Genomic DNA, 22,062 nt, shown 5'->3' on the forward strand with positions numbered 1-22,062 from the left:
AATCAATCCAAAATCGTGATCTGGTAGGGATCGGCGCAGCGCGGGCAGGCATTTCGACCGAGGAATGGCATGGAAAATCGTACGACAACGGCGCAAATCACCGAAGCGATGCGGCGTTGGGGGCCTCCCGCCTTTGTGACTTTCGCGGCCATGGTCACACTTGCGTCATTGACCGGCGGCGCCGCTGCAAAGCAGCAGCGCCTTGCGGGAACGATCGAGGCGACCGCGCCGCGCGCCGCGGGCGAGCCGATCATGGCGATCGTGTCGATCAGCGCCCAGAAGGTGACCTTCTACGACGCCGACGGCTGGATTTACCGCGCGCCGGTATCGAGCGGCGTCAAGGGACGCGAAACGCCGGCCGGCGTCTTTGCGCTGGTCGAGAAGGACAAGGACCATCACTCAACCATGTACGACGATGCCTGGATGCCGAACATGCAGCGCATCACCTGGAACGGCGTCGCGCTACACGGCGGGCCGCTGCCGGGATATGCCGCCTCCCACGGCTGCGTGCGCATGCCCTATGACTTTGCCGAGAAGCTGTTCGACAAGACGCGCATCGGGATGCGGGTGATCATCGCGCCGAACGATGCGGCCCCGGTCGACTTCACCCATCCAGCCCTGTTCGTGCCGAACGCCCAGGCTATGGCAGATGCTCCGGCGCGCGCTGAAAAGCTCTCGCGCGAGGCGGCGGATGCCGCCAAGGTGGCCGACGAGGCCAAGAAGGCCTCCGCGGCCGCGACCAAGGAAGCAGCAATGTTCACGCCGGCGTCGCTGCGCAAACTGCAACAGATCAAGACCCGTGCCGACGCTGCGGTTGCGCTGGCCGACAAGACGCTCGCCAATGCCAAGACCGACCAGGCCAAGGCACGCGCCGAGGACCTGAAGCAGAAGGCGGTCGCCAAGGCGGCGGAAGCAACCACGCAATACGAGGCAGCCCAGGGCGACGCCAAGCCGAAGCTCGATGCCGCGGCGGCCGCAAAGGACGCCGCCAAGGCGGCCGAGGCCAAGAAGACCGATACCCAGAAGGCGGCGACCGAGGCGAAGCTCGCGCTGGAGCCGGTCTCGGTCTACATCAGCCGCGCGACGCAGAAGCTCTACGTCCGGCGCAACACCCACAAGCCATGGGCTGACGGCGGTGAGGTGTTCGATTCAAGCATCGAGGTTCCCGTCACCATTCGCGATCCGGACAAGCCGATCGGCACCCATATCTACACGGCGATGGCGCGCAACGACGCCGGCCTGCGCTGGACCGAGGTGACGATCGACGACGGCGACAACGCCAAGGACGCGCTCGACCGCGTCACCATCCCGCAGGATGTGCTGGATCGGATCGCGCCGACCGCCGTGCCGCGCTCGTCGATCATCATCTCGGATGAGCCGTTGAGCGCCGAGACCAACTACCGCACCGAGTTCGTCGCCGTGCTGAGCAACCAGCCCCAGGGCGGTTTCATCACGCGCAAGCCGACCCGGCCCACGGAAACCGACGACATGGTTGCGAGCGGGGATGACGACGGCTTCGGCTTCTTCACCCAGCGCAGCTGGAATCCGCAGACACCGACCCGGTATGGCTATCCCCAATACGGCAACCCCCAGGCGCCGACCCAGTACGGCACGCCGTATTATGGCAATCCGCAGGCCGCCAATCCGCGGCGGCGCGGCGGCCAGTATTACTGGCAGTCGCAACAGGACTGGTAGTCGGGCACATTGTGAGCCTGGACGGCGGTTTTACCCGCCGTCCAATCGGGCAGCGCCGTTACGGCCGAGCTTCCAGGATCAGGTTGAACGGCGTTTCGGCCGCGCGGCGGAAGCGTGAGAAGCCGCCCTGGCGTGCCACCTCGCGCAACCTGGTCTCGCCAGCCTGCGCGCCGAGCGCAAGCCCGACCTCCTGGTCCAGCGACGCCGGCGTGCAGATCATCGTCGAAGCGGCGTAGTAGATGCGTCCGATCGGGTTGAGGTTGTCCTCCAGCCGGTCGTTGGCGAACGGCTCGATCAACATGCACGTGCCGTCGTCGGCGAGGGTGGAGCGGGTGTGCTTGAGGGCGCCGACCGGATCTCCCATGTCGTGCAGGCAGTCGAAGAAGCACACCAGGTCATACTTGTTGGCGGGGAAGTCCTTGGCGGAGTGCGTTTGGAAATGGACGCGGTCCGATAGTCCTGCCTCCCGCGCGGATTGCCGCGCCGCGTGGATCGAGCCGTCATGGTAGTCGAAGCCGTAGAAGGTTGATTTCGGAAACGCCTCCGCCATCAACCGCGTCGAGACGCCGTGTCCGCAGCCGACATCGGCCACGATCGCGCCTTTCGTCAGCTTGTCGACGACGCCCTCGAGCGCCGGCAGCCATTCCTGGACCAGATAGTGCTTGTAGCTGGTGCGGAAGAAGCGGGCCGTGCCGCAGAACAGGCACTCGCTGCGCCTGTTCCAGCCGACGCCCTTGCCGGTCTTGAACGCGTCGGTAATTTTCGGCTCGTCGAGAAAGGTCGCGCCGACCAGGTTTCCGATGGCGCCGAGGAAGACCGGGCTGTCCTCGTCGGCGAGCGCGAGCGCCTGCTCGGGCAGCATCGAGAATTTTCCGGTCGCGTTGTCGTATTCGACGTAGCCGGAAGCTGCCTGCGCCGAGAGCCATTCCTGAACGTAACGGCCGGCTGTTCCCGTCGCCTTGGCAAGGGCCGCGGCATTCATCGGTCCTTGCTGCGCGAGCGCCTTGTAGAGGCCGAGCTTGTCTCCGACCAGCATCAGCGAGGCGTTCAGGGCGGCGCCGAAGTCGCCAACCATCTTTCCCATGAATGAATTGAGACGCTCTTCGTTGACATCCATGATGTTTCTCCATCGCAATCGCGTTTGGCCAAAAGTCCATTATTCGCAATTTCACGCATGCGTCGTCGTCCAGTCGTGGGGCGACGCGGCCGCCTGAAAGGTTCGTTGCAATGACCCGATTGTTACCGGTGCGCTGGGATCCCAGAGCAACCAGGCTTCGCAAGCCTGCGAGGCGGGCTGCCTACGCGGCCGCCGGCGGCATCACCAGCCTCTTGTAGAGCGCGCTGTAGCAGGCGGCCGACAGGTCCCAGCTGTAGGACTTGGCCATCGCGCTGGCGCGCATGGCGTTGAGGCGATCCTTGGCGCGGTAGGCGTCGAATGCGCGCCTGACGCCGCCGAGGAAAGATTCCGCCGACGGCTGCGGGAACAGGAAGCCGGTCTCGCCATCGGCGATGGTTTCGGCAAGCCCGCCGGTCTGGTGACCGATCGGCAGCGAGCCGAAGCGCTGCGCGTACATCTGGCTGAGGCCGCAGGGCTCGAAGCGCGACGGCATCAGGGTGAAGTCGCTGCCGGCGAAGATGCGGCGCGCCTGGGCGTCGTTGAAGCCGATGATGACGCCGATCGCGTCCGGCCGGCGCCGATGCGCGGCGACCAGCGCGTCCTCGATCGCGGGCTCGCCGCTGCCTGTGACGACGATCTGTCCACCATCCTTGATGATTTCGTCGGCGGCCGACAGCACGAGGTCGACGCCCTTCTGGTGCACGAGCCGCGCGACCAGGCCGAAGATCGGCCCGCGGGAGACTGCAAGCCCGAATTGCCGGCGGACATAGTCGGCGTTGGCCTGCTTGCCCTTCCAGTCGCCCGCGCCGAACGGCTGCGCGAGCTGCGCGCAGTGGCGCGGGTCCCAGCTCTCGTCGATGCCGTTCAGGATGCCGGTCAGCTGGTCGGCGTCGGAGCGGACGCGGAGCAGCCCTTCCAGCCCGCAGCCGAGCTCGGTGGTCGTGATTTCCTTCGCATAGGTCGTGCTGACCGTGGTCAGATGCGAAGCGTAGACGAGCCCGCCCTTGAGGAAGGAGAGCTTGTCGTAGAACTCCAGCCCGTCGATGTGGAATGAGCTTTCCGGTGCGCCGATCCGCCGCAGCGAGTCCCGCGGAAACAGGCCCTGATAGGCGAGATTGTGGATGGTCAGGATTGACGGAATCCGCAGCTGACGCCAGGCGAGGTAGGCGGGTGTGAGCGCGGCCTGCCAGTCGTTGGCGTGAACGAGGTCGGCTGCCCAATTCTTGTCCAGCGTTCCGGCTGCAAGTTCGGCAGCGGCGGAGGCAAAGCGGCCGAACCGGATGTCGTTGTCGGGCCAGTCGCGGCCGGACTCATCGCCGTAGGGATTGCCCGGCCGGTCGTAGAGCTCTGGGCATAGCAGCACGTAGACCGGCAGCCCGTCCTTGGTCGATGCGCGCCCGAGCGCGCAAGCCGGCATCTCAGCAAGGCCTGCGCATTGTCCAACGATTTCAATATGAGTGAACTGCTCGACCACATCCCGGTAACCGGGAAGCATGATCCTGACGTCGCTCCAGGGGCGGAGCGCCCGCGGAAGCGCAGCGGAAACGGCGCCGAGCCCGCCCACGCGGACGAAATCGTCCATCTCCGTCGTGACGAATAAGACCTTCAACAAGCGCCCTCGTTCCAGCCCATGACAGGGCCATGCAAGATCGGGTCCAATCTGCCTTTGAGTAAAATGCAAGACGGCCCGCGGGCCCGGTCTGGACGAGGCGCTCTCCTGTCAGGGCGGCTCACTTGAGATCGTGATGCGTTTCCAAGGAATCGCATCGCGATCTCATCTCGTTGTTTGAGCATGATCTCCGCGCAAACGCGTTCCGCGTTTGTCGCGAGGGAAAACCGGTTTCCACTTTTCCGGATCATGCTCTAGGGTCACGCGACGCCAAACAATGACGAAGGTGGAGGAAGCCTTGCCCACGACAATAGCCGCTGACGATGAGGGGAATTTGACACGGAGCTTTGACGGCCTTCGCGTGCTCGATTTTTCGACCACGATCGCCGGACCTCATTGCACGCGGATGCTCGCCGACATGGGCGCGGAGGTGATCAAGATCGAGCCCAGCGAGGGCGAGACGATGCGGACGCGGCCGCCGCTGCGCAACAATTGCTCAACGGCGTTCGGCCAGCTCAATATCGGCAAGAACAGTCTGGTGCTCGACCTGAAGTCGCCGGCCGGCGTTGAGGCCGTGCGTCGGCTGATCGCGACCGCCGACGTGCTGGTCGAGAACTTCCGCCCGGGGGTGATGCGCCGGCTGAAGCTCGATTATGCGTCAATCCGCGACATCAATCCGAAGCTGATCTTCTGCTCGATCTCCGGCTACGGCCAGACCGGGCCGTCGGCGGAATTGCCCGCCTATGCGCCGGTGATCCATGCCGCCTCGGGTTACGAGATGGCGCATCTCGCCTACCAGCCGGGCCGCAGCCGGCCGGACTATTGCGGCATCTATCACGCCGATGTGCTGACCGGCGTCTACGCCTTCGGCGCGATCTCGGCCGCGCTCTATCAGCGCAGCGCCAGCGGCAAGGGCCAGCATATTGACGTCTCGATGCTGGAATCGATGCTGAGTCTTACCCTGAACGAGTTGCAGTGGTCGCAATTCGAGGTGAAGCAAACCCAGCGCCCGATGTTCGGGCCGATCGAAACCACCGACGGCTATGTGATGGTCGCGATCGCCAGCGAGAAGACGTTCCAGAACCTGATGCAGGTGATCGGTCGTCCCGAATGGGTGTCCGATCCGCGCTTCGCCAAATACTCCGATCGGCGGGACAACTGGGCAGGCCTGATGGAGGGCGTCGAGGCGTGGTCGCGCACGGTCAGCACGCAGGACTGCCTCGCCGCGCTCAATGAATATGGCGTGCCGTCGTCGGCCTATCGCACCGTGCGGGAGGCGCTCGCCGATCCGCAAATCGCCCATCGCGGCGCACTGGCCGAGGTCGCGGACGGCGGCGGCAGCTTCAAGGTGCTCAACCTGCCGTTTCGGATGTCCGGTGCAACGGTCGGTGCCCGGAAGCGGATGTCGACGCTCGGCGAACACACGCTGTCCTATCTGAAGGAGATCGGTCTCTCCGACGATCAGATCGCTGGCTTCGCAGCGCAACCGGCAAAGACGGCGCGCAATTAGCGCATGATCCGGACCTGGAAGGCCGCGTTCGCGCAAAGTCGAAACCGGTCTTCCGAGGGATCGTGCTCAAACGAGAAGATGTGATCACGATGCGATCTCATGAGATCGTATCGTGATCCCCCTGCGGCTTTTCATCCGTTTTACGGTCTTGTCGCGCGCTGCGATTCCGGACAATCTGCCGTCCGACATACGACGATCCGGAACACCGGACGTCGCCCACCTGGGAGGGAGCACGGATGAAGCTGGTCGGGCGCGCGCACGCAGTTGCGCGCATATTTCTTGTGGCGGGATTAGGTGCGGCGGCGTTCGCTGCACCGGCCAATGCGCAGAAGCAGGGCGGCACGCTCACCGTCGGCCAAGAGCTGGACATTCCGGGCTTCGACCCGCTTAAGGTCGGCGTCTACGACACATCGGCCAACACCGCGGCGGCTGCGATCTTCGACACGCTGATGACGCTCGACGACAAGGGCGAGCCGAAGCCGAAACTCGCGCTGTCCTGGGAGCATTCCGAAGACTTCAAGACCTGGACCATCAAGCTGCGGCCCGGCGTCAAATTCCACGACGGCACGCCGTTCAATGCGCAGGCGGTGAAGGAGAACTTCGACCGCCAGAAGGATCCGGCCAACAAGTGTCGCTGTGCGTTCTACATTACCAGCATTAAGAGCGTGGACGTCATCGATGATCTCACCGTGCGCTACAATTTCAGCGACCCGTCGGTGAACTTTCCGGCGACCCAGTCGATCCAGAGCTCCAATAACGTGATGCAGTCGCCGACGGCGTGGAAGACCAAGGGGGACGACTACAACCGCAACCCGGTCGGCACCGGTCCCTATATCCTGAAATCCTGGACCGCCGGCGACCGCATGGTGCTGGAGAAGAACCCGGATTACTGGGACAAGGGGAAGCCCTATCTCGATCGCATCATCCTGAAGCCGCTGCCAGATGCGCAGTCGCGCTTCGCCTCGCTGCAATCCGGCGAGGCCGACGTCATCTGGGACGACGAGGCCGACGCCGACAACATTATCAAGGCGCGCAAGGACCCGAGTCTGACCGTGCATACCTATCAAGGCTCGGGGGCCTCAGTCGCCGCCTTCAACACCAAGGTCCCACCTTTCGACGACGTGCGCGTGCGCCAGGCGTTGGTGATGGCGCTCGACCGCCAGAAGATGTCGCAAGCGATCACCAATGGTCTGGCGCGGCCGGCCAGCAATCCCTATGGCGACGGTTCCTGGGTAAAGTGCAAGGATGACGGCGCGTTGCCCTACGATGTCGAGAAGGCCAAGGCGTTGATCAAGGACTACGGCAAGCCGGTCGAGTTCAAGATGCTGGTCACGGCGACGCCGCGCGGTCGCACCGGCGGTCAGGTGTTGCAACAATTCTGGAAGCGCATCGGCGCCAATATGGAGATCGAGCAGGTCGATCAGGCGACCATTCCGCCGCGCGCCTTCATGCGCCAGTTCCAGCTCACACCGTGGCGCATCGTCGATCTCGCCGATCCCGATCCGCAGATGTACGCCAATTTCCACACCGGCAGTCCGGTGGCGCTGGCGAACTATTCCAATCCGGAGCTCGACCGGCTGCTGGAGCATGCAAGGACCACCGCCGACGTCGCCCAGCGTACCGACGATTATTGCGCGATCAGCCGCCTGATCAACAAGGAGGCGATCTGGTTCTGGACCTTCCAGAACACCTACTACGCAATGTCGAGCGTGAAGGTGAAGGGCGTGCCAAAGATGTTCAACGGAGTGCTCGACGTCTCCTACGCCTGGAAGGAATAGCCTTTCATGCTGTTCTTCGTCGCGCGCCGGCTCCTGTACCTGGTGCCGGTGCTGATCGCGGTTTCGGTCCTGACTTTCGTGATCGCCTCGCTGTTGCCCGGCGATCTCGCTTACGTGATCCTCGGCGACCAGGCGACGCCGGAGAATGTCGCGGCGCTGCGTCACGATCTGGGGCTCGACCAGCCGATCTGGCTGCGCTATCTCGGCTGGCTCTGGCACATCCTGCAGGGTGACTTCGGACGATCCTTCCGCACCGGGCAGACCGTGCTGCAGGCTGTCAGCGAACGCGTCCCGATCTCGTTCGAGCTGATGATCCTGGCCGAGTTGATCGGGCTTGCGATCGGCGTGCCGCTCGCGATCGCCTGCGCGGCCAAGGCCGGCAGCGCATTCGACCGCCTCATGACCGGATCGGCGTTCGGCATGCTCTCGGTGCCGACCTTCCTGTCCGCGATCCTCCTGATCTACCTGTTTGCGGTCGAGCTGCGCTGGCTGCCGGCGACCGGCTATGTGCCGTTCACCGAGGATCCGGTTGCCAATCTGCGCTTCATGGTGCTGCCGGCGTTGACGCTCGGGCTTGCGGAATGGCCGGGCATCATGCGCGTGCTGCGCTCCGACATGATCGCTGCACTCCAGGAGGATTATATCGCCCTCGCCAAGGCAAAGGGCCTGAAGCCGTCGCGCATCCTGTTCGTGCATGCGCTTAAGCCGTCGTCGCTGACGCTCGTCACCATCACCGGCATCAATATCGGCCGCCTGATCGGCGGCGCCGTGATCGTCGAGACGATCTTCGCGTTGCCCGGCATCGGCCGTCTCCTGGTCGGCGCGATCCTGACCCGCGACCTCATCATCCTGCAGGGCGTGGTGCTGCTGGTCGGCGCGGGCTTCGTCATCATGAACTTCATCGTCGATCTGCTCTACGCCTTACTCGATCCGAGGATCCGCCATGGCCACGCTTGAGCTCAGCCTCGACGAGAGCAGTGCCGCACCGGCGCGGCGCAAGCGCCGGGTTGGCACGCTGTTCTGGTTCGCGGTCGGATGGACAGTCGTGGTATTTGCGGTCGCGATCCTTGCCGACCTGTTGCCGCTGCCGAGCCCGACCGACATGGACATGCTGGAGCGGCGCGGGCCGTTCTCCGCAGAGCATTGGCTCGGCACCGACGGTCTCGGCCGTGACGAGCTGTCGCGGCTGATCTATGGCGCGCGGATCTCGCTGATCGTCGGCCTCTGCGCGCCGATGATCGGGGTCACGATCGGCGGCGCGCTCGGCATGCTCGCCGGCTATTTCCGCGGCCGCTTCGAATCCATCGTGGTCGGCAGCATGGACGTGCTGCTGGCATTCCCGCCGCTGATCCTGGCGCTGGCGGTCACCGCCTATCTCGGCCAGTCGATTTTCAATTTGACCTGCATTCTCGGCGTGCTCGGCATTCCCGCCTTCATGCGGGTGGCGCGGGCGGCGACGCTGACGCTGGCGCGGCGCGAATTCGTCATCGCGGCACAGGCGCTCGGCGCCACGCATACCCGCATCCTGCTGCGTGAGCTGCTGCCCAATGTGCTGCTGCCGCTGCTTGCCTTCTTCCTGCTCGGCGTCGCCGTCACGATCGTGGTCGAAGGATCGCTGTCCTTCCTCGGCCTCGGCGTGCCGCCGCCGATCTCGAGCTGGGGCAGCATGATCGGGGAGGGGCGGGAGAGCCTCGACGTAGCGCCGCGCCTCGCCTTCATTCCGGCGGCCGCGATGTTCCTCACCGTGCTCGCGTTCAACCTGATCGGCGACACCATGCGCGCGCTGACCGACCCCAGGCAGGGTGCGCTATGAGCAGTGCGCTGCTATCGGTCGAGAACGCGGTGGTCGACCTGCCGACGCCGCGCGGCAACCTGCGTGCGGTGGATCATGTCGATCTCGCCGTCGGCGCCGGCAGGACGCTCGGCATTGTCGGCGAATCCGGCTGCGGCAAGACCATGCTGTCGCGCGCCGTCCTGCAACTCCTGCCTAAGAAGGCAAAGCTATCCGGCCGCGTGATGTTCGACGGACAGGATCTGACAACACTGTCGGCGGAGAAATTGCGCAAGCTGCGCGGCCGCTCGCTTGCGGTCGTGTTCCAGGATCCCATGACCTCGCTCAATCCGGTGCTGACCATCGGCACCCAGCTGATCGAGACCATCCAGGAGCACCTCGAGCTCGATCTTGCCGAGGCCAGGCAGCGCAGCATCGAACTGCTGGCGGCGGTCGGCATTCCCGCGCCCGAGCAGCGCCTCGCGCAATATCCGCACCAGCTCTCCGGCGGCATGCGCCAGCGCGTCGCGATCGCGGTGGCGCTGTCCTGCGAGCCAAAACTCCTGATCGCGGACGAGCCGACCACCGCGCTCGACGTCACGATCCAGGCGCAGATCCTCGATCTCCTGGCGCGCGAGCAGCAGCGCCGCCACATGGCGATGATCATCATCACCCATGACCTCGGCGTGGTTGCCGGCCGCACCGACGAGGTCGCGGTGATGTATGCCGGGCGCGTCGTCGAGCGCGCGCCGACGCCGGCCTTGTTCAAGCAGATGCGGATGCCCTACACCGAGGCGCTGCTGGCCGCCCTGCCGAAGCTCGACGTCGCGCCGCATACGCCACTGCCGGCGATTTCGGGACGGCCGCCCGATCCGACCCGGCCACTCAAGGGCTGCTCGTTCTCGCCGCGCTGCCGCTATTCGGCCGGGCGCTGCGCTTCTGAGAAGCCGCAGCTCTGCTCGGCCGAGACGCCTGAGCATCTCTACGCCTGCTTCCATCCGATTGCCGCGAGGGTCGGCGCATGATGTTGCAGGCCGCTCCTAATCCGCTGATGAAGGTGGAAAACCTCGTCGTCGAATATTCGGTGGGAGGCAAGACCATCCATGCCGTCTCCGACGTCAGCCTCGAAATCGCGCGCGGCGAGACGCTGGGGCTGGTCGGCGAATCCGGCTGCGGCAAGTCGACGCTCGGCCGCGCCGTGCTGCAATTGCGCCAGGCCGTCTCCGGCAAGGTGCTGTTCGACGGCCACGATCTCACCACCCTGAAGGGCGAGGCGCTGCGCCAGATGCGCCGGCGCGTGCAGCTGATCTTCCAGGATCCCATTGCCTCGCTCAATCCGCGGCGGCGGATCGGCGACATCGTCGCCGAGCCGCTGGTGATCGCGGGCGTCAAGGATCCCGACGAACGCCGGCGGCGGGTCGCCGAGGTGCTGTCGGCGGTCGGCCTCGATCCCACGCTGGTGAGCGGACGATTGCCGCACGAATTCTCCGGCGGACAATGCCAGCGCATCTGCATCGCCCGCTCGCTGGTGCTCAATCCGGAATTCGTGATCTGCGACGAGCCGGTGTCCGCGCTCGACGTTTCAATCCGTGCCCAGATCCTCAACCTGCTGGAGGAGATGAAGGCGCGTTACGGCCTGACCCTGCTGTTCATCGCCCACGACCTCGCGGTGGTGAAGGCGGTCTCGGATCGCGTCGCGGTGATGTATCTCGGCCGGCTCTGCGAGGTCGGTCCGTCTGAGCAGCTGTTTGCACGGCCGGCGCATCCTTATACCGCGCTGCTGATCGAGGCGATCCCGGTGCCTGATCCGGATGTCCGCCCGACCCAGAGCGTCCCGGTCGGCGAGCCGCCATCGCCGATCGCGCCGCCGTCCGGCTGCCGTTTCCGCACCCGCTGCCCGCGGGCCGATGCGCGCTGCGCCAGCGAGGTGCCGGAACTGCGTCTGGTCGCGACCGGCCAGTTCGCGGCTTGCCATCATCCACTGATCTGAATAGTGACGCCTTGACCGTCGAGCGGGCTGCATGGCGGCTCGCTCGAAAATGGGGTCATGAGCGTTTGTCCCGGGCGGGCAGGCGTGGCAAGGTCCGCCGCAACAACAAGCTTCGGGAGAACAGCGATGAAGAGTTTCCAGGTCGTCGATTTCAACGCCCCCTTGAAAGAGGTCGATCAGCCGACGCCGCAACCGTCGGGCACGCAGGTGCTGATCAAGGTCAAGGCCGCCGGCGTCTGCCACAGCGACCTGCACATCTGGGAGGGCGGCTACGATCTCGGCCATGGCCGCAAGCCGCTGTCGCTGAAGGATCGCGGCGTCTCGCTGCCGCGCACGATGGGCCATGAGACGGTCGGCGAGATCGTGGCCTTCGGGCCCGACGTCAAGAACGCCGACAAGGGCGGTCTCAAGGTCGGCGACGTCGCGCTGGCCTATCCCTGGCTCGGTTGCGGCAAATGCCCGACCTGCCTCGGCGGCGACGAGAACATGTGCGCGATCAAGCCGAATGCGCTCGGCGTCTATTGCGACGGCGGTTACGCCGATCACATGACGGTGCCGCATCCGAAATACCTGCTCAACCTCAAGGGGCTCGATCCGGTCACGGCCGCGCCCTATGCCTGCTCTGGCGTCACGACCTACAGCGCGCTGAAGAAGGTCGAGAAGGATCTCGACACGCCGATCGTGATCTTCGGCGCCGGCGGTCTCGGCCTGATGGCGCTCTCGCTGTTGAAGGCGATGGGCGGTAAGGGCGCGATCGTGGTCGATATCGATGCCAGGAAGCGCGAGGCGGCGGAGGCCGCCGGTGCGCTCGCGACCGTCGACGGTAAGGCGCCGGACGCGCTGGAGCAGCTGATCAAGAAGGCCGGCCAGCCGATCCGCGCCGCGATCGACCTGGTCGGCAACGCCCAGACCTCGCAGCTCGGCTTCGACTGCCTGACCAAGGGCGGCAAGCTCGTGATCGTCGGCCTGTTCGGCGGTGGTGCGACCTGGGCGCTGCCGCTGATCCCGATCAAGGCGGTCACCATCCAGGGCAGCTATGTCGGCAACCTGCGCGAGACCCAGGAACTGCTCGACCTGGTGCGCGAGAAGAAGATCCCGGCGATCCCGGTCACGCCGATGCCGCTCGCCAAGGCGAACGAGGCGCTGACCAATCTGCAGAAGGGCCAGCTGGTCGGACGCGCGGTGTTGACGCCGTAATAACCGCCGCCGTCATTGCGAGCGAAGCGAAGCAATCCATCTCTCCGCTTGCTGCGACGTGGATTGCTTCGTCGCTTCGCTCCTCGCAATGACGGCCGGTCTTCTCTCATTTGTCTCGAGGAATCCCCATGTCCGCCAACAACGCACTCCACATCGCCGTCCTCGGGGGCGATGGCATCGGCCCTGAGGTGATGGCGCCGGCGCTTGAAGTGCTGCGCAAGGTCGAAGCAACGACGGATCTCAAATTCCGCTTCACCGAGGCGCCGGCCGGCGCTGGCCATTACAAGGAAACCGGCAAGTCGATGTCGGAGAGCACGATCCGGCTGTGCGAGGAGGCCGACGCGATCCTGCTCGGCGCCTGCGGCCTGCCGTCGGTGCGCTACCCCGACAACACCGAGATCGCGCCGCAGATCGAATTGCGCGTGATCTTCGATCTCTATGCCGGGGTGCGGCCGGCGCGATTGATCCCGGGCGTTTCGAGCACGATCGTCGGCGCCGATCAGAGGGGCATCGACCTCGTCGTGATCCGGGAATCGACCGAGGGCCTGTTCGCCTCGATGGGCAAGGGCGTCGTCACCGACAGCGAGGCGCGCGAGACCATGGTGATCACGCGCCGGACCTCCGAACGGCTGTTCGAGTTCTCGTTCCGGCTTGCCGAACGCCGCAAGGCGCGCGGCAAGGTTGGTGGCGGGCTGACCTGTGTCGACAAGGCGAACGTGTTCAAGGCGTTCGCGTTCTTCCGCAGCATCTTCGACGAGACTGCGAAGCGTCATCCCGATGTCAGGGCCGATCACCTCTATATCGACGCGACCGCGGCTGCGCTGGTGAAGCGTCCCTGGGACTTCGACGTCATGGTGACCGAGAACATGTTCGGCGACATCCTGTCGGATCTCACCGCCGGCCTGATCGGCGGCATGGGCATGGCGCCGTCGGCCGACATCGGCGATCGCTACGCGGTGTTTCAGCCGTGCCATGGCACCGCGCCCGACATCATGGGGCAGGGCAAGGCTAACCCGACCGCGATGATCCTGTCGGCCGCGATGATGCTGGACTGGCTCGCCGACAAGCACGGTCTCGAAGGTGCGGCCGAAGCCGGCGAGCGGATCGAGCGCGCGGTCGACAAGGTCTACGCCGGCGGCATCAAGCCGTTCGAGTTCGGCGGCAGCAACGGCACCGCGGATGTTGCGAAGGCCGTGCTGGCAGCGCTTTGAGCGAGGTGCGACCCGTCATGCCGAGGTGCGAAACCGGTCCACCTCGCTCCGCCGCGCCGGCTGACCGGAGCCGTCACGGCAGCAGCGTTGCGTCGCCATCGAACGGGCCGGCGTACCAGGCGTTCTCATCTGCGAGGGTCCGGGCAAGGGCCTCGTCCGTCGTCTTGTAGACGAGCGGGTCGGTCGGGTACGTCCTGACGTAGGGATGCCATCTCATCAGGATCTGCCTGACGTGTTCAGGCAAGCCGATCACCTCGAAGAGATGACCGCCCGAGGCGACCGCGTTCGAATAGACCGCATCGAGCAGCGCCTCGGTCACGTCCGGGTCGTCCTGCTCCACCAGGATGTCGGCGAGCATCGACCGTCGCAAGCCGGTTTCGCGATCGACCGCATGCAGCACGACGGCATACCCTGCCAAGCGCTGGAATCGATGGCAGCAGAGCACTGCGACCGTCGAAGTGCTCCCCGGGAGCGTGAAGTGCCATCTGAGAGAGGCGGGACTTCGGTCCGCCAGCAACCGAGGCGCCTCGCCCAACTTGCGCCGCCACAGCGCTTCAAATTCGTCCCCGATGTCGTTCACGTCGATTTGGGTTATTTTGCTTGGCGGATGGCTCTGTGGTCCGCGACGGAGCGAATCCAGCCGCAGGGCCGATGAAGCGAGGAAGGCTCCGGCCGCCTCCATTCCGCTCGCCAGGCCGAGCTTCGCCGCGAGCACTCGCGCGAACTCATGGACATTCAGGATCCAGAACAGCACCTTGTCGTAGTCGCGGCGGGGCAGCGACCTCGCATGAAGGGCTTTTGACTGATTGATCACGGACGCGGTCGAGTGCGTGATCACGAACAGGGCAACATCTCGCTGTCGGTAGAACGACGCCAGCAGGCCGATACAGCGCGTGCGGTACGCCGGCTCGATCACCAGGCCAGCGGCTGTCGCGGCGATCATGGTTCGGTTCTCGAATTGATAGAGTACAAGGACGCTTCCCTGGTATCCGACAATCCCTTCGGCGGTCTCCAGCACCCACCCCATGCTGGGTTGCGATTTGACGGCGACCATCGCGGGATTTTGCCGCCATAGCCGATCCCAGTTCTCGATAGTGTCTTTCGCAAGTCCGCCACGTTCCTTCAGCCGTGCGATGCCCGCGAAATCCGCGAACTGGACCTCGCGCTGCTTCGCCGGCGCCAACGCGCTTCCGAACAGCGGCGCCGTTTCGGTTTGAGCGGACGAGGGACGCCGCCGGCTCTCGAGGAACCGGAGCAGGATGTCGGCGGCATGATACTTTGGGTGCGTCAGAATCCGCGCCGGCGCAGTGGTCCCTGCCATCAATCCCTCCCTGGGCACGGTGCGTTTCCCATCACGGTACCGTCCGGTATGCGAGCCCCGGGGCAGTTCCAGGTGCGTCATGACGGATGCGGCCTCAACTGCTCCGACACGAACAGGCACAAGGGTCCGATCAGCGTCATCTGTTCGGGGTCGAGATTCTCGAAATCGATCTCCCGGTCGAAGTGCTCGCCCGCTGCCATCATCATCTCGACGAAGGCCAGCGAATCGAGCGCCCCCGACAACAGCAGGTCGTAGTCGTCGGGGAGGTCGCGCAGCGGATGCCGTCCGCGATCCTCCAGCTTCCGGTTGAGGAAGGCTCCGAAGAACGCGCGGACGTCGTCGGTGGTCGGTCCGTTCATTGACTGTCTCCCAAGACCGCCGGCATGGCCTTGCGGTCGTATTTGCCGTTGGCGTTGCGGGGCAACCGGCCGCGGACGTGCCATCGTCTCGGGACCATGTAATCCGGCAGTCGCGCGGCGATCGCCGCGCGAAGCCCGTCGAGATCGACCGGCCCGCCTTCGATGAGCACCTCGATGCCGCCATAGCCGCTCGACGTGATGGGCCAGCCGATTGCAACGATGCCGTCGATGCCCGAAGCTTCGCGCACCACCGCCTCGACCTCGCCGAGTTCCACCCTGTGCCCGAGGATCTTCACCTGGGAATCCATCCGGCCGAGATGGGTGAGAGGACCATCGCCGGCAGGCCGGCGCACGCGATCGCCGGTGCGGTAGAACACGTCGCTTCGTCCAGGCGGGACGACGAACGCCGCGGCGGTCTTTCCGGGATCCTGCCAGTAGCCGAGCGACATCTGCGGACCGCGCATCAAGAGCTCGCCGTCCGCGCCCGGTCCGACCTCGTCCAGGTGCTCGTCGACGACGAGCACCTCCATGCCCGGGAATGGCGCGCCGATCGGCACGATCCCCATCTCAGACTGAGCCGGCGTCCGCTTCGGATTCCACCGGTAGCCGGTGCACGCGATGGTCAATTCGGTGGGGCCGTAGACGTTTTCCACGATGCTGTTCGGCGCGGCCGCCGCCCAGGCCTCGACAGAGCTTAGCGGCAGCGGCTCGCCGCAGAACAGGCTCAGCCTGAGCGAGGGAAATCCGCCCGGCTTCAAGAGGCCGGCCTGCTTCATCAGCGCGACCATCGAGGGTACCGAGAACCAGACCGTCAGCGCCTGCTCGCGGATGAACCGGCCTGGATTAAGCAGCGTCTTCTGCGACGGGCAGCACACGCACGCGCCGCGTTCCCACGCCACGAACATGTCGGAAGCCGACAGATCGAACGTCATGTCGAAGGTCTGCGAGACGACGTCCCGCTCGGTGATGGCGAAGCGCTCCGCGGCATGATCGACATAGGCTATGACGTTGCGGTGCGCGACCATCACGCCTTTGGGGACCCCGGTGCTGCCTGACGTGAACAGCAGATAGGCGATCGCGTCCTCGGGCACATCCGGCTCGCGCCAGTCGGCATAGCCTTCGAGATCGGGGGCGCCGACGACGGTGTGCCGCGGCCAGCGTTCGCGGTAGGGGCGCGGATCCGCGAGATCGGGCGCTATCACCAGCAGCGGTTCGTCCGCGCCCGCCATGAGCGCGTCCATTTGCGGCAGGGATGCCGCGTCGACGATGATCGACCGGCACTCCGAGCGCACGAGCATCGACCTGGTGCGCTCGACCGGGAAGGTCCGGTTCAGCGGCACGTAGCCGTTTCCGGCCAGGAGCGAGCCGAGCACGCCGGCGAACGCCGTCGGGCTGCGATGTGCGAACACGGCGGTGAGGGGCGTCCACGACCCCAAGCGATGCGCCTGGATGCAGGCCGCGATTCGGACGGCAAGCTCGCGAAGCTGCCGATACGACAGCGAGGTGCCTTGCGCGACGACGGCGGGACGGTCGGGAAACAGTTGCGCCGAACGCAGGAAGCCCGTCCACAATCCCCGCCCTGATCCGTGCGCGCACAACTCCATTGACGATTGCCTAGCCTGCGAGGCCCTGACGCGCCGGATCGCGAAGAGCGAACGACTTCAGACGCCGGGCCTTCGTCAGCGCCTGTCCGAAGACCTCGCCCGTATGGATCAGTTCCTCGCGGGTGGGTGGAATGTCCAGGATGAACGTTCCGTAGCCGGCCGCCGCGTAGCGCGCGAGCTCGTCGGAGACGACCCCGTAGTCGCCGACCAGATACGGGCAGAAGGTCTTGTAGTTCTCGAACGGCACCAGCCAATAGGGCGTGTCCTGGGCGGCGGTCTCGGCCGCGAGATCGGACATCTGCTTGTGCCACGCCGAGTCCGAGACCTTCATGGCCAGCTTGTGCGCGAGTTGTCCCTTCTTGTCGGTCGGGAAGCGCGTGTGTGCGACCTGCCAGGCCTCCTCGGCGCTCGCGCGGGCGATGATTCCGACGCGGATGCCCGAGCCGGTGCAGTCGGCGGCGTCCGCCTGCACGTACTCTGCGGCCGGCTTGGGATACTTCACAGGCGTCGCGCCCAGCGCCTTGGCGGCCGCGAGCCCCGCTTCAGAGGAGCCCGACACGAACACGCCCGGCAGCAGCTCCCGCGGCAGCGGTGGCGTCATCCGCAGATTACGGATGGCGTGGGATTCCCCTTCGAAGGTCACCGGTTCGGCGTTCTCGAGCAGCAGCTTGATGATGCCGGTGTACTCGATGAGCCTTTCGTAGCGCTTGTCGTGCGCCGTCGCGTCGCCGAGCGCCGCCAGCTCGGTCGTGTAGCCGCCTGCGACCATGTTCAGATAGAGCCGGCGCCCGTACATATGCGCGAACGAACTCACCATCTTGGCGACGCTGTACGGATGCATGTAGACCGGCTGCACCGCCACCAGCGGACAGAGCTCCCTGGTGCTCTGCAGGATGACCTGCGAGACGAGCCAGGGATCGACCAGGGAATTCTCCGTATAGACCAGGATCCCCTTGCAGCCTGCCTCTTCGCTCCAGCGAGCGACCGACTGAACCCGTTCGACATAGTCCGCCGCCGGGACCGCGCTGGATTGCGGGCACGTGCTGAAGACTTCGAAGCGAATATCGGACACCGCATCCATCGTCCACCTCCATGCGAAAGGCGTACGGACGCCGTGATTTGGCGGAAAACCCCGTGACGGTAGCATATGCGTTCGGAAGCTCCCCCGACGCAAAGGTGGTACTCCGTCAAGCCATGGGAACGGATGCCCGGCCGACTATTCCGGGCGGCGGCGCGGCACTTTTGCGGACTTTGATTTCCCCGCCCTCTCTGCAACGATGCCGCGGAACCTGCTCGAATGTCCCTTGAGCGCAATCCGTCCAGGGGTTGTTGAATATGGCGAAAGTAATCGGCATCAGTGGATTCGAGAGCTCGATCCCCTTCAAGAAGCAGCACTGGCCGGGCCTGGAGGAACGCGAATATCGGATCTCCCAGGGCCACGATTCGGCCGCGGTGCTGGTGGTCGACGGCAGGATCGTCGCCGGTGCCGCCGAGGAGCGCTTCAGCCGCAAGAAGCACACCGGTGATTTCCCGATCGGTGCGATCAGATACTGTCTGGAGACCACCGGCCTGAAGCCGGCCGACATCGACGTGATCTCCCACGGCTTCGACTATTCGCCTTACAAAGCCGCCTTCATGCTGGATCCGACCTCCGCCCGGCAATACAGGGAGGTGTTCTCGCGCGAAAAACTGCTCGCGCAAGTTGACGAGCACCTGCCCGGAATTCCCGCCGGCAAGGTTCACCACGTCAACCATCACCTGTCCCACGCCGCCAGCGCCTACTACACCTCCGGATGGGACGAGTGCCTGGTGGTGGTGCTCGACGGGATGGGCGAGGTCCACGCCGTCACCGTCTATCACGCGCACGACAACGCGATCGACAAGCTCGCGGAAATCACCGCCCAAGATTCCATCGGCATCCTCTATTCCACCCTGACGTTGCATCTCGGCTTCGATTTCAACTCCGACGAATACAAGATCATGGGTCTTGCTCCCTACGGCGAGCCCGCCCGGCACCGTGCTTTCTTCGAGCGGACGGTGGAACTGCGCGACGACGGCCTGATCCGGATTCCGCTGCTCCGCCTCAATACCGAGCGGCACGATCGCGAAACCTACGGTGCGACGCGACGTCATCTCGGCGAGCACCTGATCCCGGCCCGCGCACCCGATAGCGACGTCACCGACGACCATCGCGACGTCGCGGCGGCGCTGCAGGAATGTCTCGACCGGGTGATGCTCCACATCTGCGGTCATTTCGGCCGCAGTACCGGCCTGCGCAGGCTCGCGATGGCGGGCGGCGTTGCGCTCAACTGCACCGCCAACGGCCGCCTGTTGCAGTCCGGCCTGTTCGACGAGATCTACGTTCAGCCGGCCGCCGGCGACGACGGGTCCGCGCTCGGCGCCGCGCTCTGGTCGGCATCGCGCGATCGCGGCGTGAAGAATGTCCGGATGCCGGTGCCCTTCCTCGGGCCGGCACATGCGCAGACCGAGATCGACAGGGCGCTCGCCGAGACCACCGGCCGCCTCGAGATCACGCGTTTTCCGGATCTCGACGAGACCTGCGCAGTGGCGGCGAGGCTGATTGCGGCCGGACGCGTGCTCGGCTGGTACCGCGGACGCATGGAGTTCGGCCCCCGCGCGCTGGGGCACCGCAGCATCCTGGCCGATCCCGGCCATCCGGAGATGCGCGACCGCATCAACGCGATGGTCAAGATGCGCGAAGCCTTCCGCCCGTTCGCGCCGGCGGTCAGTCTCGAAGAGGTGCATCGCTGGTTCGAGGTGCCGAAGGGGCTCGAGCTTCCCTACATGATCATGACCGCCGACGTGCGTCCCGAGCATCGCGCCGCGCTGCCGGCGATCACGCATGTCAACGGCTCGGCCCGGGTGCAGACGGTCGACGTCAGGGACAATCCGGAATTCCACGCGCTGCTGCGGGCCGTCGGCCGGGCGACCGGCCGCGAGATGGTGCTGAACACGAGCTTCAACGTGAAGGGACAGCCGATCGTCAACACGCCGCGCGAAGCCATCGACACCTTCCTCGGCACCGGCATCGAGTATCTCTTCCTCGAGAACGCGCTCGTTCGCCGCGCGGGACAGAGGTAGCCGGCATGCCCGGGCGCTAAAAGGTGAGGGGGCCGAAGCCCCCTCGCAAATGGTTAGCGCCAGTGGCCGCCGTGGTGCCCGCCGCCGTGATGACCGCCACCATGGTGTCCGCCGTGATGGCGATGCCCGTGATGATGGCGCGGATAGAAGTGCGGGCGATGATGCCATCCGTGACGGCGCGGTCCGTAGCCGTAGCCCGGTTGCCAATAGCAGCGGCCCCAGCGATCGCAGACCTGGCGCACCTTGTCGATATTGGACGTTTCGCCTGCGATGTGGCTGGCCTGCGGAAGCCCGTTCGGCAGCGCCGATGCCGCACCGGACATCAACGCTGCGCTTCCGAGCGCGGCCAATCCAATAACGGCAAGCTTGATATTCATCGAAATCTCCTTGGTTGAAGCCTGAAAACGTTCATGCGGCCGCCTGGTTGCTGCGACAAAAAAGACAGGCACGTGCACTTGGTTCTGGCGCGGCCGGTTCAACGCAGGAAATGCGGGAGTTGTGAGGTCGCCTGATGTGCGGGCGACAATTGGCCGCGCGACACAATGGCGAGGCGCAAGCAAGCGGCTAGAGCGTAATGACGTTCGGATCCAGTCGCATCGCTTTCCCGCGAAGGCGCTCTACTGCGTGGTCAGCGGATGTTCGGCGGCCTTGTTGAAGAAGGCCGCTTCCTCGGCGGTGGCTTCGAGGAGCTGCTGGTCCTGGTCGTAGACGTCGTTGCGGAACTGGATGATGCGGTCCTTCGTCATCCACGCGGTGAGATAGATCCAGGCCACCGGCACCTTCTTCAGCATGCGGATGTCCTGACGCTGTCCGGTGGCGATCGCGGCGTCGATGGCGGCGCGGGTCCACTGCGGCTGGTCTTTCAGCAGCCATGCCGCGAGATCGCGGACATTGTCGACGCGCGAGCAGCCATGCGAATCGAAGCGATAGTCATCGCTGAACAGGCTGCGCTGATTGGTGTCGTGCATGTAGACCGAATAGGAGTTCGGCATGTCGATCTTGACGGCGCCGAGCGCATTCCATGCACCGCTCTGCTGACGCACCGTGACGTTCGGCGCGTGATCGGCGGACCAGTCGACCGAATGCGGATCGATCGGGTTGTCGTGAGCGTCGAGCACGTCCATGTGCATGCGCGACAGATAGGTCGGGTCCTTGCGCATATGCGCCGCGATCTCCGTCTTCGTGATCGATGACGGGACTGTCCAGGTCGGATTCAGAATGACGTCGGTGATCTCGGACGTCAGCGTCGGCGAGGGCTTCTCGGTCTTGCCGACGATCACGCGGTAGCGCCGCACGACCTTGTCGTCCTCGACGGCCTCGGCAAAGGTGGCGGGAATGTTGACGACCACGTAGCGCTGTCCGAACTGGAAATCCATCTGGTCAAGCCGCTCCAGCGAGGCCTCGAGCTGCTTGATCCGCTTCTGTACGGGGACGTTGAGCGCAGCCAGCGTGCGCGGCGTCACCGTGCCGGTTGCCGCGAGCCCATGGCGTGTCTGGAAGTGCTTCACCGCCTCGGCCACGACTTCGTCGTAGGCGCCGGTGGTCTTGTCGGCGGCAAGGTCGCCGGTGATGATCAGGCGCTTGCGCAGCAGATCGTCACTGGCGCCCTGAACGCCCAACGCAAATTTCGCGTCCGCGGCGATCGTCGGCCAACCGCCGCGAGCGGCGAGGTCGGAATAGCTCTTCACCACGTCGCGAATGCGTTGGGCGCTGCCCTGGTCGTAGGTCGGCTCGTGCGACAACGCGAGAGCGGCAGCCGACCGCGTCTCCGCGACCGAGGCCGACGCAGCCGGCTTGG

Annotated in this window: 18 protein-coding genes; 10 read left to right on the forward strand and 8 right to left on the reverse strand. The window is 65.3% G+C overall.

What is annotated here, in order from left to right; genetic code table 11:
• Nucleotides 1–69 precede the first annotated feature (69 nt).
• Nucleotides 70–1,695 (forward strand): L,D-transpeptidase, encoded by a 1,626-nt coding sequence (locus tag AC628_RS30090; RefSeq protein ID WP_074130406.1) that lies wholly within the window; start codon nt 70–72, stop codon nt 1,693–1,695.
• 58 nt (nt 1,696–1,753) lie between these two features.
• Here the strand turns inward: AC628_RS30090 and AC628_RS30095 are convergent, their stop codons facing one another.
• Complete coding sequence (locus AC628_RS30095; RefSeq protein WP_074130407.1) at nt 1,754–2,812, reverse strand: class I SAM-dependent methyltransferase; 1,059 nt, start codon at nt 2,810–2,812, stop codon at nt 1,754–1,756.
• 181 nt (nt 2,813–2,993) lie between these two features.
• Entirely contained in the window at nt 2,994–4,421 is a 1,428-nt protein-coding gene (gene glgA, locus AC628_RS30100) for a glycogen synthase GlgA (RefSeq protein ID WP_074130409.1), read from the reverse strand.
• 277 nt (nt 4,422–4,698) lie between these two features.
• Here glgA and AC628_RS30105 point away from each other — a divergent pair, with 277 nt between their 5' ends.
• From AC628_RS30105 to AC628_RS30140, 8 genes are all read left to right on the forward strand, one after another.
• Nucleotides 4,699–5,931: a CaiB/BaiF CoA transferase family protein gene (locus AC628_RS30105; protein ID WP_074130410.1), complete on the forward strand. Its 1,233-nt coding sequence runs from the start codon at nt 4,699–4,701 to the stop codon at nt 5,929–5,931.
• 236 nt (nt 5,932–6,167) lie between these two features.
• Nucleotides 6,168–7,709, forward strand: coding sequence for an ABC transporter substrate-binding protein (locus tag AC628_RS30110; RefSeq protein WP_074130412.1), 1,542 nt, complete (start codon nt 6,168–6,170; stop codon nt 7,707–7,709).
• Between the two features lie 6 nt (nt 7,710–7,715).
• Complete coding sequence (locus tag AC628_RS30115; RefSeq protein WP_050629654.1) at nt 7,716–8,666, forward strand: ABC transporter permease; 951 nt, start codon at nt 7,716–7,718, stop codon at nt 8,664–8,666.
• Nucleotides 8,653–9,522, forward strand: coding sequence for an ABC transporter permease (locus AC628_RS30120; RefSeq protein WP_050423411.1), 870 nt, complete (start codon nt 8,653–8,655; stop codon nt 9,520–9,522). Before AC628_RS30115 ends, AC628_RS30120 begins: the two co-directional genes overlap by 14 nt.
• Nucleotides 9,519–10,505, forward strand: coding sequence for an ABC transporter ATP-binding protein (locus AC628_RS30125; protein WP_074130413.1), 987 nt, complete (start codon nt 9,519–9,521; stop codon nt 10,503–10,505). Before AC628_RS30120 ends, AC628_RS30125 begins: the two co-directional genes overlap by 4 nt.
• On the forward strand, nt 10,502–11,470 hold the full coding sequence (locus tag AC628_RS30130; protein WP_050423413.1) for an ABC transporter ATP-binding protein: 969 nt from the start codon (nt 10,502–10,504) through the stop codon (nt 11,468–11,470). Before AC628_RS30125 ends, AC628_RS30130 begins: the two co-directional genes overlap by 4 nt.
• 126 nt (nt 11,471–11,596) lie before the next feature.
• Entirely contained in the window at nt 11,597–12,667 is a 1,071-nt protein-coding gene (locus AC628_RS30135; RefSeq protein WP_074130414.1) for an alcohol dehydrogenase, read from the forward strand.
• 128 nt (nt 12,668–12,795) lie between these two features.
• Nucleotides 12,796–13,878 (forward strand): isocitrate/isopropylmalate dehydrogenase family protein, encoded by a 1,083-nt coding sequence (locus tag AC628_RS30140; RefSeq protein ID WP_074130416.1) that lies wholly within the window; start codon nt 12,796–12,798, stop codon nt 13,876–13,878.
• 73 nt (nt 13,879–13,951) lie between these two features.
• On the opposite strand, the gene AC628_RS30145 is transcribed toward AC628_RS30140, so the two are convergent.
• Genes AC628_RS30145 through AC628_RS30160 form a run of 4 tightly spaced genes read right to left on the reverse strand, consistent with a single transcriptional unit; the run spans nt 13,952 to nt 18,243 of the window.
• A complete protein-coding gene (locus tag AC628_RS30145; RefSeq protein ID WP_143201878.1) occupies nt 13,952–15,280 on the reverse strand; it encodes a hypothetical protein in 1,329 nt (442 codons plus the stop codon).
• Nucleotides 15,277–15,558 (reverse strand): acyl carrier protein, encoded by a 282-nt coding sequence (locus AC628_RS30150; protein ID WP_074130419.1) that lies wholly within the window; start codon nt 15,556–15,558, stop codon nt 15,277–15,279. Before AC628_RS30150 ends, AC628_RS30145 begins: the two co-directional genes overlap by 4 nt.
• Nucleotides 15,555–17,129 carry an amino acid adenylation domain-containing protein gene (locus AC628_RS30155; protein WP_168193476.1) on the reverse strand — a complete coding sequence of 525 codons (1,575 nt, stop codon included), beginning with the start codon at nt 17,127–17,129 and terminating at the stop codon, nt 15,555–15,557. Before AC628_RS30155 ends, AC628_RS30150 begins: the two co-directional genes overlap by 4 nt.
• Nucleotides 17,130–17,172: 43 nt before the next feature.
• Nucleotides 17,173–18,243: an LLM class flavin-dependent oxidoreductase gene (locus AC628_RS30160; RefSeq protein ID WP_074130423.1), complete on the reverse strand. Its 1,071-nt coding sequence runs from the start codon at nt 18,241–18,243 to the stop codon at nt 17,173–17,175.
• A 254-nt stretch (nt 18,244–18,497) separates the two neighbouring features.
• Between AC628_RS30160 and AC628_RS30165 the strand changes: the two genes are divergently transcribed.
• The gene (locus AC628_RS30165) at nt 18,498–20,264 is read left to right on the forward strand and encodes a carbamoyltransferase family protein (protein ID WP_083633200.1); all 1,767 of its coding nucleotides are present in this window, start codon (nt 18,498–18,500) and stop codon (nt 20,262–20,264) included.
• A gap of 53 nt (nt 20,265–20,317) precedes the next feature.
• Here the strand turns inward: AC628_RS30165 and AC628_RS44340 are convergent, their stop codons facing one another.
• Both AC628_RS44340 and AC628_RS30175 read right to left on the reverse strand, forming a co-directional pair.
• Nucleotides 20,318–20,641: a hypothetical protein gene (locus tag AC628_RS44340; RefSeq protein WP_074130425.1), complete on the reverse strand. Its 324-nt coding sequence runs from the start codon at nt 20,639–20,641 to the stop codon at nt 20,318–20,320.
• 240 nt (nt 20,642–20,881) lie between these two features.
• The coding region (locus AC628_RS30175; RefSeq protein ID WP_083633201.1) for a L,D-transpeptidase family protein at nt 20,882–22,062 on the reverse strand (1,181 nt) is incomplete at its 5' end.

Origin of the sequence: Bradyrhizobium sp. NAS96.2, assembly GCF_001908235.1 — a bacterium.
In the GTDB taxonomy this organism is placed as follows: Bacteria; Pseudomonadota; Alphaproteobacteria; order Rhizobiales; family Xanthobacteraceae; genus Bradyrhizobium.

What these genes read in the sequence shown, in the direction of transcription:
- AC628_RS30090 (WP_074130406.1), top strand. Translation starts at nt 70, where the DNA reads ATGGAAAATCGTACGACAACGGCGCAAATCACCGAAGCGATGCGGCGT.
- AC628_RS30095 (WP_074130407.1), bottom strand. Translation starts at nt 2,812, where the DNA reads ATGGATGTCAACGAAGAGCGTCTCAATTCATTCATGGGAAAGATGGTT.
- AC628_RS30105 (WP_074130410.1), top strand. Translation starts at nt 4,699, where the DNA reads ATGACGAAGGTGGAGGAAGCCTTGCCCACGACAATAGCCGCTGACGAT.
- AC628_RS30110 (WP_074130412.1), top strand. Translation starts at nt 6,168, where the DNA reads ATGAAGCTGGTCGGGCGCGCGCACGCAGTTGCGCGCATATTTCTTGTG.
- AC628_RS30115 (WP_050629654.1), top strand. Translation starts at nt 7,716, where the DNA reads ATGCTGTTCTTCGTCGCGCGCCGGCTCCTGTACCTGGTGCCGGTGCTG.
- AC628_RS30120 (WP_050423411.1), top strand. Translation starts at nt 8,653, where the DNA reads ATGGCCACGCTTGAGCTCAGCCTCGACGAGAGCAGTGCCGCACCGGCG.
- AC628_RS30125 (WP_074130413.1), top strand. Translation starts at nt 9,519, where the DNA reads ATGAGCAGTGCGCTGCTATCGGTCGAGAACGCGGTGGTCGACCTGCCG.
- AC628_RS30130 (WP_050423413.1), top strand. Translation starts at nt 10,502, where the DNA reads ATGATGTTGCAGGCCGCTCCTAATCCGCTGATGAAGGTGGAAAACCTC.
- AC628_RS30135 (WP_074130414.1), top strand. Translation starts at nt 11,597, where the DNA reads ATGAAGAGTTTCCAGGTCGTCGATTTCAACGCCCCCTTGAAAGAGGTC.
- AC628_RS30140 (WP_074130416.1), top strand. Translation starts at nt 12,796, where the DNA reads ATGTCCGCCAACAACGCACTCCACATCGCCGTCCTCGGGGGCGATGGC.
- AC628_RS30145 (WP_143201878.1), bottom strand. Translation starts at nt 15,280, where the DNA reads ATGACGCACCTGGAACTGCCCCGGGGCTCGCATACCGGACGGTACCGT.
- AC628_RS30150 (WP_074130419.1), bottom strand. Translation starts at nt 15,558, where the DNA reads ATGAACGGACCGACCACCGACGACGTCCGCGCGTTCTTCGGAGCCTTC.
- AC628_RS30160 (WP_074130423.1), bottom strand. Translation starts at nt 18,243, where the DNA reads ATGGATGCGGTGTCCGATATTCGCTTCGAAGTCTTCAGCACGTGCCCG.
- AC628_RS30165 (WP_083633200.1), top strand. Translation starts at nt 18,498, where the DNA reads ATGGCGAAAGTAATCGGCATCAGTGGATTCGAGAGCTCGATCCCCTTC.
- AC628_RS44340 (WP_074130425.1), bottom strand. Translation starts at nt 20,641, where the DNA reads ATGAATATCAAGCTTGCCGTTATTGGATTGGCCGCGCTCGGAAGCGCA.